Genomic DNA, 12,284 nt, shown 5'->3' with positions numbered 1-12,284 from the left:
GTCTGGATAAAAAAACTAAACTACAATTATGCAAAGTCGGGGATATTCGCAGCTTGGGCGACGAATTAGGTAGTCTTTGTGGAGTGGGTGCTAGTTTTATGATGTTTTTTACGTTTTAAATGTTATGTTTTTGATTAAAGCTCCATTTGTAAAATCATCACTTCTAATTATAACTTTAGCTTCTATTATATTAGATTTTTTTTCTAAGACAATAATGGATTTATCGAAAACATTTTCGCAAACTGAATTTTGTTTTAGAGATATAGCAAACTTATTTTTTAATTGATTACGTTGAAAAATAAATTCAGTTTTATTTTCTTCTGCGTTAATATGAAGGTTGCCAAAAACAAAATTATCTGAATAGTTTATTGGTGAAAAATTGCTTTTTTGTTCTTGGCTATTTTCAGTTTTATTTATTTCCTGTAAAAAATCTTCTTCTAATAAAATTGTGTATTCTTCTGATTTTTTAATAAATATTTCAATATCTAAATCAATTGATTTGTTTGATTTATTAATCAATTTTAAATCAAGATAATTTACATTCCATTTATCCATTTCTTTACTAGAAGGTTTTCCAATGTGTGTAATAATATCGATGTCTTCTTGTCGATTTTTATATTTCTTTTTACTCTCGATTATGTCATCTAATTCTTTTCTTCCAATTTTGTTGGTTGAAGTTCCAACTCTAATAAATCCGTCTCCATACTTAAATTCGGTTTTGGTATTAATTGGATTTTTACATTCTTTTTTAAACAAGTATGGTCGGTTTTTGTTGTCAAATAGCTTAAAAAAGGAAATAGTTTTATCCTTGTAGGTAAAATTATTGTATTCAAAATTTACTTGAGGTTCAATATTTTCATTGATAAACTGACGATATGTAGCTTCATCAGTTGGATTTTCAATTCCAAAAACATCTTTTGTTTTATCCTGATTTTCTTTTATACCAATGATTATGTACTTTTCTTCATCAGATAAGTGATTTGTAAATGCAGAAAAGTCTTTAAGAATTTCATTCTTTTTAGCATCTTTCCCTAAAATATACTCTGTTTTTTTGAAATCTACTTTGTGACTTTCGTTTTCATATTCAATTATTTCGATAACTTTTTGCATAATCTTGTTTTTTTTAAAATTATAGCCAACTATTATATAGACAAAACAAACTTTCTCTAATTGCAACCTAATTGCTTGGTAAAAGAAAGTTCGTTTCGCTTTATTTTTTTGTTTTTAAATCATCAAAAATGTTTCCTTTTAGCCCCGACAGCAGCGGCATCCTTTGCTTTTTTTCTTTAAAAAAGCAAAGATACAGCGGATGGCGGGACCTATGTTGGCAAAAGAGCCTGTTTTTCCTGCTCCTTAGAAGGCAACTATTGTAAAGGTTTGTCTACCACGATGCGTTCGGGTCTGTTGGCCAATTCCCAAGCCATAGCAAAGGCCAATTGGGTTCTTTTGGCTAGGGCATCAAACTCGATTTTGCTGACTTCATCGGTTTTTTTATGGTAGTCTTCGTGTACGCCATTGAACAAAAATACCGACGGGATGCCATTTTTAGCGAAGTTATAATGGTCGGAACGCTCATAAAAATGATTGGGGTCCTTCTTGTCGTTGTATTTGAAATCCAAGTCCAATTTGGTGTATTTTTCGTTGGCTGCCACAGTGATGTCGTGCAGTTGACTCGACAATCTATCGGCGCCAATGACATAAACGTAATTGTTGGTTTTGGGATGGTCAAAATCGCGACGCCCAATCATGTCAATATTGATGTCGGCGATGGTGTTTTTTAACGGAAATAATGGGTTTTTGGCATAAAAACGAGAGCCGTGTAAGCCGTGTTCTTCGCCTGTAACATGCAAAATTAAGATGGAACGTTTTGGACCGTGACCTTGTTTTTTTGCCATTTGAAAGGCTTGCGCGATTTCTAAAAGCGCCACAGTTCCTGAGCCATCGTCGTCGGCACCGTTGTAAACGTCGCCATTTTTAACGCCAACATGGTCGTAATGGGCAGAAATGACCAAGATTTCGTCCGGTTTTTCAGTTCCTTTGATGAAGGCCCAAATGTTTTCGGAGTCATTGAGTTTTGATCCGTAACGAGTGTTCATAAAGGCGGCGGGTACTTTTTGGTAATAGTCGGTAGCACCATCAGGAAACGAAATACCATTTTTCTTGTATTGTTCGATGAGATAGCGACCGGCTTTTTTTTGGCCTTCGGTTCCTGTGTCACGTCCTTCCATTTCGTCGGAAGCAACGATTGTGAGGTGTTTTTTTAGGTCGGTTTGGGTAATGGTGGCCAGGTATTTTTCAATGGGTGCTGCTTTGGTTTTGTTTTGCGCTGTACAGGAAAGGCTAACAAGTACAGCACATACTAGTGCTTTTTGGATCATTTTTATGGATTTTATTTAACGCAGATTCGCAAATTATTTTTTCGTTGGTATAGTTTCAATTTGCGAATTTGCGGTAAAAAGTTTTATTTTTTTAAAATTTCGTTTAAGAAAAGTTGCATGTGTTCGAAGGAACGTTTTGCTGCTTTTTCATTGTAAGCGGCTCCTCTGGAGTTATCGTTTCCTGCGTTTGGATCGGTAAAGGAGTGCACGGCATTGGCATAATAAATCATTTCCCAATCGGCTTTGGCATCGCGCATTTCTTGTTGAAAGGCTGCAATTTCTTCTTTGGGAACAAAAGGATCATCTGCACCGTGACAAGCCAAAACTTTAGCTTGGATTGGAGTAGTGGCGCGGGTCGCATCTTTACCTAAGCCGCCGTGAAAGGATACCACTCCTTTGATGTTCATATTGCCTCGTGCAACTTCCAAAGCGCCTGTTCCACCAAAGCAAAAACCTATCACTGCAATATTATCGGGATTGGCGCCAGATTGAATGAGTTGCGCCAAGGCTAGGCTAATTCTTTTCTGGTACAAGTCGGTGTTTTTTTTGTAATAACCCGCATTTTTTCCAGCTTCGGCATTGTCTTTTGGATAATTTCCTTCTCCATAAATATCGGCAATAAAGGCGTGATACCCTAGATTTGACAATTCGATAGCGGTTTGTTTGGAATGGTCATCGATGCCTTTCCACGCGGGAAGGATTAGAATTCCTGGTTTTTGGCTGCTTTTTTTCTTGGGTTGAATAGCAAAGCCGTTTAGTTTTTGATTGCCATCTTGATAGGAAATGGCTTTTAGTTGAGCATTACTTGATAGACTACAAAATAGTAGCGTCAAGAATAGGGCTGTAATATTTCTCATAGGGTTAGTTTTTAACAAATATCAGTAATATTACTCAAAAAAAAATACCCTCGTGAAAAATTTACGAGGGCATTTGAAGTATCGATTGGGATTACTCACCAGGATGATAGGTTTTTTCAGCATTTTTTTGAACGTCTTCTTTGTAAAAGAAAACGTCTTTGAATTGGGCGTTTTGATACATTTTGGCTTGGTCAAAAAAGTGTTTCGAGTTAGGGTCGCCCGAATTTCCTCCTGCCAATAAAGATTTTGCTTTTATCTTTGAGCCAAATTCAACCGCACAAATAAAGCTGTTGCCGTTGTAACCATATCGTTTTTTGCTGTTGTTTTGGTACGAACTTTTGAAAGCAGGTAAACTTCCCCACAATACAGAAGCGGTGCCCATTGCTAAACTTTCTTGGTTGTCGTCATAAGTTAAGTCTATGTCTCCCGATGGACGTTGAAAACGGTTAATGTCGCCCCACGGAATTTCCCATTTTCCAAATTTAGTTTGTAGTTCTTGTATAACTTCTCGCAATTGTGGTAGCATATCATTAATGCCAGCAGTTTTGGCAAACTCGGTCATATTTTCTACTTGGTCTTTTTCGCCTTCGTCGATGTAGACTTTTTGTAAAATTGGATTCAGTTTGAACGCCCATTCATTGGCCAAGGTAGTCGCCACAGAATTTATATTGGAGTAATAATTCCAATTTTTCAACACTTGAATAGGAGCTTCCAAATCTTTGAATTTGGGTTCTTGAGCTTGAGCGTCTTTTTGAAAATTGGCAATCAAAGCAGGAAGTAACACTTCAAAAGCTGACAATTTGGTGTCGTAGCCATCCGCAATCAAATTGTCTAAGGTGTATTTTTTGTCTTGGCTAAAAATACGAACGGCATTGATTCCTCTAAAGTTTTCCCCGTCAGGAGCCATATATGGCAAATAGTTGGATTCTTTCGGGCTATTATTGCCAGCTACAGAATAGGGTGTAGAGTTGCAATTTTGGAGCCACCCGTTACTTGGGTTGTACAAATGCACGGTTTCAGACACTGGATGCAAACCTTTCCATTGGGTTTTGGAGGTGGTGCCATCGACTACTTTTGCCCAATTGAGACTTTTGTCGCGCATCGGAATAAAGTTCCCGTGCCAATAAGCAATGTTTCCTTTGTTGTCGGCATAGACCGTATTGTTAGACGTATTGGCTTTTAAATCCATCGCTTTTTGGTAGTCGTTGAAATCTTTGGATTTGGTTCTCACCCAACTTTGCACCAAACTTTCCATATTGCGGTTTTTGGATTTTAAACTAATCCATTTTCCGTCTCGCTTACCCATAATCGGACCGTGAATCGTAAAATAGGTCTTGATGGTTTTGGAAGCCATTTGTCCTTTATCCAAATACTTAAGAATGATATTTTTTTCTTTTACTGGCAATAATTTACCATCGTATTCATAAAATAATTTTCCTTTTTGGTCGACTATTTTTTCTGCATACATATCGGCCACGTCTACATTTGAAGAAGTATGCATCCAGCCACAGTTTTCATTAAAACCTTGGTAAATAAAAAACTGTCCCCAAGTCACCGCTCCGTAAGCGTTCAATCCCTCTTGGCTACTGATTTGGATTTCGGGTCTGAAATAAAAAGTAGTGTGTGGATTGATGTACAAAAGCGCATTACCCGTCACCGATTTTGAAGGAGCAATAGCAAATCCATTAGAGCCTGTTTGCACATTTACATCTCTTTCAATGTAAGCTACTTTGTCGTTGTTGCCAGAGTAAAAAGCTTTCAGTTCGCCCGTGCTTAAATCGGCGGTGCTGATTGCGCCAATACTGCCATCGGTCCAAAGTAAAGGAAACCAAGGTTCAAAACGAGTTAGTAATAATGGTTTCACTTCAGGATGCTTGTACAAGTAATAGTTGATGGCATCGGCATAACTATTCATTAATTTTTTGAGCCAAGGTGCCGCTTTTTTGTAATCGGCTTTGGCTTCTTCTGCGTCAATAAGCAAGCGGGTTTCCAAATCGTTGTACAAAACGCCTTCTCCTTTTATTTCTGCCAAGCGACCTAACTTATCAATATAGTTCATCTCGACACGCTTAAAGTCGTCCTCACATTGCGCATACAGCATACCAAAAACAGCATCAGCATCGGTTTTTCCGTACACGTGGGCAATGCCCCAATTGTCTCTGATGATGGTGACTTGTTTGGCCTGTTGCTCCATTCGTTTTACTTCTGAAGCCGTTAATTGTTGTGCCCAAATCGAAGTCATTGGACTCAATAGTAGCAACCAAACAATCGCCCAATAGTGTTGTGTTTTCATTTTATTGAATATTAAATTTTTGACCTTCAATCAAAACGCTCATTTCTAAAGATTTGATGCTCACGAGATGATTCTTTGGCGCTTTCTTGATTTCTTTAGGATTTTTAACCACGATGACTTCGCTTTCACCTACCACTTCTATGTTTTTGTCTCTCACGACAATGGCAGTACTTTCGTCAATTCCAATACCAATGTGATTTGGAAAATCAACTAAGCCTGTCAGTAAACGATTATAACGACTTCTTTTTAGAAAATGTTGGTCAATAATAACGTTTTTTACTAAGCCTAAACCTGAGTTGATTTCAAGATTATCATAACGGATGTTGTCAAAGGTCTCGGTGTATTTGGTTTCTAATTTTTGGTTGCCAGTAATCATATTTTCGCACATCACAGCTGCACCAGCGCTAGTTCCTGCAATCGTACTGCCGTTTTGATGCGCTTTGTGAATGGCATCAAATATTGGAGTTCCTCGAACGACTCCCATAAAACGGGTTTGGTCGCCACCGCTTATGAAAATGAGTTTGGCTTTTTGAAGCGAATCGGTAAGAACTTTATTTTGACTACTGGTTTTGTCAAAATTGAGCATCACGATAGGATGTGGGGTTAATTTGCTTAACTGTTTTTTGAAATAAATATAGGCACTATCAGGTTCTTCACTCGACATTGGAAGCACTACAATAAAATCTTTGGTTTTTAAATCAGCTACTTTTAGCATCTGATTCATCAATACATCAGAGCGTTTTCCGCCGCCGATGATGAATAATTTTCCTTTGTTTTTTTGAGCTTCAACTATAGTGGTTGATAGTAAAAGTAGGGTAATAAAAAGTTGGTTTAGTCTTACTTTTGGCAATTGCATAATAAATGGTATTAATAGTAAAAAAATATTCAAGAAGGAATAGAGTGGTAGGGCTATTCTATAGAAAGAATACCGTCAGTAACGTACATGTTTTGATAAATTCCACCAGAAACAGTGGTCCAATTGGTCAAATCAAAAGAACCATTTCCAGTTTCTTTTCCTCCAATTAGGTAGGCTTGAATGGCTTTCTTGTTATTTATCCAATTGAGCTTGCTTCCTGCTACACATTTTTCAGGTTTTTCGCTACTGGCTTTCAAAAAATAAGCAAAACCAGTTCCATAAACTACCGCTTTACCGTTTTCGTCAATACAAACGGCTGTTTCTTCTTGCACCCCAATTCCTTTGGGTTGTTGCCAGTTAAATTCAGTAGCTAAACGTGCTAGAAAAGTGATTTGTCTACCTTTTCTATCAGGGTTGTTATAATGGGTGTCGGTAATTGTATTTTTAAGAAAAGGATTGTTGATAAAATCACTTTTTGCTAAAGTAATTTTTGAATTGAAAGGATTTAAAAGCGCTTCCTCGGAAGTTATGGTGTTGTTTTCGGCGGTAAATACAGCTTCACCAAGAATAGCGCAACCTGCACTAGTTCCGCCAACGGGTACTTTTTTTACATTAATTAGGTAATTCAGTGCTTCTTCTACAGGAGTATTTCTCCAAAATCGAATATAATTGGCTTGGTCTCCGCCAGCAATGAATAGCATTTCAGCTTCTTTGATGCGTTCCGCTACTTTTGGATTGTTGGCAAGTTCTACACTATTTATAAGTAAGGTTTCAACAGAATTTACTTGGCGGATGCCATTTACTTTTACTAAATCGTATAAGTATTGATTGTAACCTGTTGCCCCTGATGCTCTAATGATTACTACATCTCCTCCGATACTTTTGTTAATCATCCATTTCATTGCACTGTCTACATCAGTAGAACCTCCCATTAAAACTGTCCCAGCACTAGTCGTTACTGTAACATCTTTCGGGTCTCCCACGATTCCTATTGAAGAGGGGATAGGAGTGTAGGTAGTAGGGGTTGGAGTTGGTTTTTCGGATTCGTTAGAATCACTACTACAAGCCAGTAAACTGAATGATAAAAGAAAAGAAGAAGCTAGTAAAACGCCATTTTTGGTTGGTTTGGTTAGAAAATCAGGGAACATTATTGAGTGGTTTATAAGGTTACATTGCGCTTAAAGGCACAACCTAACTCGATTATAGAATCGGTTTTGGCTATACCTGGAATGTTATCTATTTTTTCATACAGCAATTTTCTCATATGTTCGTGATCTTTTGCAATCAACTTTATATATAAGGTGAAGGAGCCAGTAATAAAATAACATTCGGTTATCTCTGGAATTTCTTTCAATTCGTCAATAACTCTTTTTGAATCGGCATCTTTATTTAAGGTAATACCGGTAAAAGCACCCCAGTCATAACCAATTTTTTTCTCGTTAATTACGGGTTTGATTCCAGTAATTACTCCTTGGTCAATTAATCGGTTGATTCGTTGATGCACCATCGTATTCGAAATTTTGAGACTAGTGGCAATAGCAGAAAAAGCCATTCTACCATCTTTCTCTAATTCCTTAATAATATTGATGTCAAATTCGTCTAATACTTCCATTTTTAAATGTATTTTTAAGTTAAAATCACTTTTTATTTCATTTATAAAAGTAATTATTTTTATTTCATTTCAAAATGAAAGCGTTAATTCGATTTCAAAAATAACAAAATGACTTTAATAAGTGCAAAAAAAACAAAAAAATATTTTTTTAAAGAAAAAAATGAGTCAAAATTTACTTTTTTTAGAAATATTTAAATTAATTATATTACTTTTGTCTCATAAATATTAATTAAAGACCTATAAAATGATACATACAGAACAAATTCTCTCTTCAAAATCTGAAGTTTTGATTGCAAAAGAAGACCAATACGGCGCACATAATTATCATCCGTTACCGGTAGTTTTAGAGCGAGGGGAAGGAGTTTATGTCTGGGATGTTGATGGGAAAAAATACTTTGATTTTCTTTCTGCTTATTCAGCCGTGAATCAAGGACATTGTCATCCAAAAATTGTTGGAGCAATGGTAGAGCAAGCTCAAAAGTTGACCTTAACTTCTCGTGCTTTTCACAATGATAAATTAGGCGTATTCGAAGAATATATTACGGATTATTTCGGCTTTGACAAAGTTTTACCAATGAACACAGGAGCTGAAGCAGTAGAGACGGCTTTAAAATTATGTCGTAAATGGGCGTATGAAGTGAAAGGTATTCCTGAAAATCAAGCACAAGTGATTGTTTGCGAAAATAATTTCCACGGAAGAACTACTACTATTATCTCTTTTTCTAATGATGAAGGAGCGCGTAAAAGTTTTGGTCCATTCACCGAAGGTTTTATCAGAATACCTTATGATGATATCGATGCATTAGAAAAAGCGTTGCAATCTTCACCTAATATTGCTGGTTTTTTAGTGGAGCCTATCCAAGGTGAAGCAGGAGTATATGTGCCTTCTGAAGGGTATTTGGCTAAAGCTAAAGCACTTTGTGAAGCGCATAATGCTCTTTTCATTGCCGATGAAGTACAAACAGGAATCGCTCGTACAGGTCGTTTATTGGCTACTTGCGGAAATTGTTCTTGTGAAAAAGGGTGTGAAAAAACACCTGAGATAAAACCAGATATTCTTATTCTAGGAAAAGCCATTTCTGGCGGAGTGTATCCAGTATCGGCAGTTTTGGCCAATAATGAGATTATGAATGTGATTAAACCAGGGCAACACGGGTCTACTTTTGGTGGAAATCCAGTGGCTGCTGCCGTGGCTATTGCTGCTTTGGAAGTGATAAAAGATGAGAATTTGGCTGCTAACGCAGATCGTTTAGGAAACATACTTAGACAAGGTTTAAATGATATAGCTGCCAAAAATCCTTTGATTGCTTTGGTGAGAGGAAAAGGTTTGTTGAATGCTATTGTCATCAACAGCGATGAAGATTCTGATTTGGCTTGGGATATTTGTTTACGATTTAGAGATTATGGTTTGTTGGCCAAACCAACTCACGGGAACAAAATTCGTTTTGCACCACCTTTGGTTATTACCGAAGAGCAAATTCAAGAGTGTTTAGCGATTATTGAAAAAGCGTTAAATGACTTTATCTAGGAAGTTGTATGAAGCCTATTAAATTAATTAAAAATAGATCCGATATCGGAGCGGGTACTCGTGGCTCTGATTTAGGGGTAGACGCTATTGAAATTGCAGCCATCAATCAAGGAAGTGATTATTTTAACCAGTTTCCTTTTGAAGATATTAAAACGCACAACGAGTCAATTTATGATAAAGATAGAAGTACAGTAGCCAAGCGTATTGAACACGTAGTGGAGCAGTGTATTCGTTTGAACAACTCGATTCAGAAAAACTTAAAGGATTATTTTCCTATTGTGCTTTCAGGAGACCACTCTTCGGCTTTAGGTACCATTAGTGGGATAAAATCTGCATTTCCAGAGCAAAATGTTGGGGTGATTTGGATTGATGCCCACGCCGATTTGCATTCGCCTTATACGTCACCTTCTGGGAATATTCACGGAATGCCTTTGGCGGCAGCATTGGCAAATGATAATTTAGAATCCAAAACAAATGCTGTCGACCCTGATACTCAAAAGTATTGGGAAGAAATGAAGAGGATAGGGTACAAAGGACCTAAAATTCAGCCAGAAAATTTGGTGTATTTTGGAGTTCGCGATACCGAAGAAGCAGAAGATCAACAAATGGAACGACTGTCTATTCGCAATTATAAAGTAGACGAAGTACGTTATAGAGGTTTAGAAACTTGTGTGGCAGAAGCTTTGGTAAAGCTGTCTCATTGTGAAGTTTTATATATATCCTTTGATGTTGATTCTATGGATTGTGACTTGATTTCGTATGGAACCGGAACACCAGTAGCCAAAGGATTTGATCAATATGAAGTAATTGCAATAATAGATCAAATTATTAAAACCAAAAAAGTAGTTTGTATTGAAGTAGTTGAGGTGAATCCTTTATTGGATACCAAAGGGAATAAAATGGCAGAGACGGCATTTCAGGTGTTGGAGGCTGTTACTTCCACATTAGTTTTACCCATTGAGTAAGTAGGTTTTTTTTATATATGTTGATTTAGTTGAAAAGGCTTAAAATCGTTTTGATTTTAAGTCTTTTTTTTTGGTTTAAACTCAAATCTTAAATGGTAAAAATATTGAATAAAAGAAGTAAAGTATTTAAGATAGTATAGTTTAAAATAGTTGGTAAAAAAGCTGTAAAGAACTATAGATTATATTTAAACTCAAAGTTAATTGGAAATTTATCGCAATTCATTTTTGTAAATCGGAACCATTATATATTGTTTTCTCTGTTCCAAATTTGAATGTAACCAGCGATGTGTAACTTAATTTTTTTAGATGGAAGGAATGAATGATTCTTAGAGTTTTTATAATCTCACTAAGTTGGCATTAAATTTAAGCAATAAAAAAACCACTCCAAATTTGGAGTGGTTTCATTTAACTAAATCAAGAAATTATTAGTATCCAGGATTTTGAGTGATTAGAGTGTTTACGTTTGTCTCTCTAAGAGGTATAGGGAAAACTAGTAAATCTGAATCCCATGCATAAGAAGAACTTATAGAGCCTTTAGTTCTTTTGATATCATGAATTCTGAAACCTTCCATGCCTAATTCTAGCTCTCTTTCACGAAGAATATTTGCTAGGGTAACAGTGGTAAACAATGTTGCTTTTGCTCTAGTTCTTAATCTATTAATATCATTAAGAGGAGTGTCTCCAACAGTTGTTCCGGCTTGTAAATTTGCTTCAGCACGAATCAAATACATTTCTGCTAAACGAATTAGTGGAACATCACCAAACTGATTGGTGTATTTTGAAGAAAGTCTACGACCATTTACTGAGTTAATGTAATTGAAGTTTCTTCTTTCGTCATTAACATCGTCAAATTTGTTTAAATAAGTAGTTCTTAATTCAATATCACCACCACGTCCACCATTTATACCTGAAGCATAAAAAGTAATCATGTTATTTGTTCCAGTTTGATTTGTAATTTGAATTGCAAAAATATCTTCAGCTTGATTAACATCGTGGTTAAATGCTTCTTTATAAGTTGCCATCAATTTTGCGCTACTGTTAGTAATTACATCATTAGCTGCATCTCTTGCTGCTGGGTAGTTTTGCATTTGTAAATATACTCTAGCTAAAAGCGCTTTTGCTGCGTATTTATTTGCGTAAAAACTGTTGTCTGCAGGAAGATCGGTATAGGCTTTGTTTAAACCTGCTATAACTAGTGCATAAACTTCTTCAACAGTGCTTCTTTCTTTAGAATAATCTTTAGTATAATCATAGATTGCTTTGTCTCTGATTATAACTCCTAATTGACTATTTGTTTTGCCAGCTTCGTATGGTTTTGCAAAAAAGCGAACTAAATCGAAATAAGCTAAAGATTTTAAGAAATTAGCCTCAGCTATCATTCTTGTTTGTTTAGCAGGATCTGCAACTTTATCGATGTTTTCGATTACAATATTTGAAGCGTTGATTATCTCATAACCTCTTGCCCAAATGTTTTGAGCAAAACCATTATCTACAAGCATTGTTTTAGTGTACATCTGTCTAAAAGGAACAAAAGTACCTCTCCATCTTAAATCTGTAGTACCTGTAACTCCTGTTTGAGCAAGTAAGTCACCAGAAACTTGAACTGTACCTCCATAAAGATCACCAGTAGCGGCAATAGCATAGGTACCTGTAAGTATATTGGTTATTCCGCTTTCTGTGCTTAAAGTTACTGTAGCATCCTCTCTTTGTCTAGGATCTACTTCTAATTCGCTCTCACAACTAACAAAAATAGCTGCAAGTAATGAATATATAATTAGTTTATTGACTTTCATTT

Annotated in this window: 10 protein-coding genes; 2 read left to right on the top strand and 8 right to left on the bottom strand. The window is 36.1% G+C overall.

Annotation, left to right across the window (positions count from 1 at the left end; all coding sequences use genetic code 11):
* Window positions 1–108: 108 nt before the first annotated feature.
* The 7 genes from ACSVH9_RS08445 to ACSVH9_RS08415 all read right to left on the bottom strand — a co-directional run bounded on the left by ACSVH9_RS08445 (window position 109) and on the right by ACSVH9_RS08415 (window position 7,996).
* Window positions 109–1,110 (bottom strand): AlbA family DNA-binding domain-containing protein, encoded by a 1,002-nt coding sequence (locus ACSVH9_RS08445; protein WP_438063343.1) that lies wholly within the window; start codon window positions 1,108–1,110, stop codon window positions 109–111.
* 254 nt (window positions 1,111–1,364) lie between these two features.
* A complete protein-coding gene (locus ACSVH9_RS08440) occupies window positions 1,365–2,378 on the bottom strand; it encodes a M28 family metallopeptidase (protein WP_438063342.1) in 1,014 nt (337 codons plus the stop codon).
* Between the two features lie 83 nt (window positions 2,379–2,461).
* A complete protein-coding gene (locus tag ACSVH9_RS08435) occupies window positions 2,462–3,235 on the bottom strand; it encodes a dienelactone hydrolase family protein (protein WP_438063341.1) in 774 nt (257 codons plus the stop codon).
* Window positions 3,236–3,326: 91 nt separating this feature from the next.
* A complete protein-coding gene (locus ACSVH9_RS08430; RefSeq protein WP_438063340.1) occupies window positions 3,327–5,528 on the bottom strand; it encodes a penicillin acylase family protein in 2,202 nt (733 codons plus the stop codon).
* 1 nt (window position 5,529) lies between these two features.
* Window positions 5,530–6,384, bottom strand: a complete 855-nt coding sequence (locus ACSVH9_RS08425) for a cyanophycinase (protein ID WP_438063339.1) — start codon at window positions 6,382–6,384, stop codon at window positions 5,530–5,532.
* A gap of 53 nt (window positions 6,385–6,437) precedes the next feature.
* A complete protein-coding gene (locus ACSVH9_RS08420) occupies window positions 6,438–7,532 on the bottom strand; it encodes a cyanophycinase (protein ID WP_438063338.1) in 1,095 nt (364 codons plus the stop codon).
* A gap of 11 nt (window positions 7,533–7,543) precedes the next feature.
* Window positions 7,544–7,996, bottom strand: a complete 453-nt coding sequence (locus ACSVH9_RS08415) for an Lrp/AsnC family transcriptional regulator (protein WP_159686241.1) — start codon at window positions 7,994–7,996, stop codon at window positions 7,544–7,546.
* Window positions 7,997–8,240: 244 nt separating this feature from the next.
* Between ACSVH9_RS08415 and rocD the strand changes: the two genes are divergently transcribed.
* Both rocD and ACSVH9_RS08405 read left to right on the top strand, forming a co-directional pair.
* Window positions 8,241–9,524 (top strand): ornithine--oxo-acid transaminase, encoded by a 1,284-nt coding sequence (rocD, locus tag ACSVH9_RS08410; RefSeq protein WP_438063337.1) that lies wholly within the window; start codon window positions 8,241–8,243, stop codon window positions 9,522–9,524.
* An 8-nt stretch (window positions 9,525–9,532) separates the two neighbouring features.
* The gene (locus tag ACSVH9_RS08405) at window positions 9,533–10,489 is read left to right on the top strand and encodes an arginase (RefSeq protein ID WP_438063336.1); all 957 of its coding nucleotides are present in this window, start codon (window positions 9,533–9,535) and stop codon (window positions 10,487–10,489) included.
* Window positions 10,490–10,914: 425 nt separating this feature from the next.
* Here the strand turns inward: ACSVH9_RS08405 and ACSVH9_RS08400 are convergent, their stop codons facing one another.
* A complete protein-coding gene (locus ACSVH9_RS08400) occupies window positions 10,915–12,282 on the bottom strand; it encodes a RagB/SusD family nutrient uptake outer membrane protein (protein WP_438063335.1) in 1,368 nt (455 codons plus the stop codon).
* Between the last annotated feature and the right edge of the window lie 2 nt (window positions 12,283–12,284).

Source organism: Flavobacterium sp. RSSB_23 (genome assembly GCF_051547145.1).
In the GTDB taxonomy this organism is placed as follows: domain Bacteria; phylum Bacteroidota; class Bacteroidia; order Flavobacteriales; family Flavobacteriaceae; genus Flavobacterium.
The sequence above is the reverse complement of the archived record's forward strand: the minus strand, read 5'-3'. Positions and strand labels throughout refer to the sequence as shown.

What these genes read in the sequence shown, in the direction of transcription:
- ACSVH9_RS08415 (WP_159686241.1), bottom strand. Translation starts at nt 7,996, where the DNA reads ATGGAAGTATTAGACGAATTTGACATCAATATTATTAAGGAATTAGAG.
- ACSVH9_RS08435 (WP_438063341.1), bottom strand. Translation starts at nt 3,235, where the DNA reads ATGAGAAATATTACAGCCCTATTCTTGACGCTACTATTTTGTAGTCTA.
- ACSVH9_RS08425 (WP_438063339.1), bottom strand. Translation starts at nt 6,384, where the DNA reads ATGCAATTGCCAAAAGTAAGACTAAACCAACTTTTTATTACCCTACTT.
- rocD (WP_438063337.1), top strand. Translation starts at nt 8,241, where the DNA reads ATGATACATACAGAACAAATTCTCTCTTCAAAATCTGAAGTTTTGATT.
- ACSVH9_RS08405 (WP_438063336.1), top strand. Translation starts at nt 9,533, where the DNA reads ATGAAGCCTATTAAATTAATTAAAAATAGATCCGATATCGGAGCGGGT.
- ACSVH9_RS08420 (WP_438063338.1), bottom strand. Translation starts at nt 7,532, where the DNA reads ATGTTCCCTGATTTTCTAACCAAACCAACCAAAAATGGCGTTTTACTA.
- ACSVH9_RS08440 (WP_438063342.1), bottom strand. Translation starts at nt 2,378, where the DNA reads ATGATCCAAAAAGCACTAGTATGTGCTGTACTTGTTAGCCTTTCCTGT.
- ACSVH9_RS08400 (WP_438063335.1), bottom strand. Translation starts at nt 12,282, where the DNA reads ATGAAAGTCAATAAACTAATTATATATTCATTACTTGCAGCTATTTTT.
- ACSVH9_RS08430 (WP_438063340.1), bottom strand. Translation starts at nt 5,528, where the DNA reads ATGAAAACACAACACTATTGGGCGATTGTTTGGTTGCTACTATTGAGT.
- ACSVH9_RS08445 (WP_438063343.1), bottom strand. Translation starts at nt 1,110, where the DNA reads ATGCAAAAAGTTATCGAAATAATTGAATATGAAAACGAAAGTCACAAA.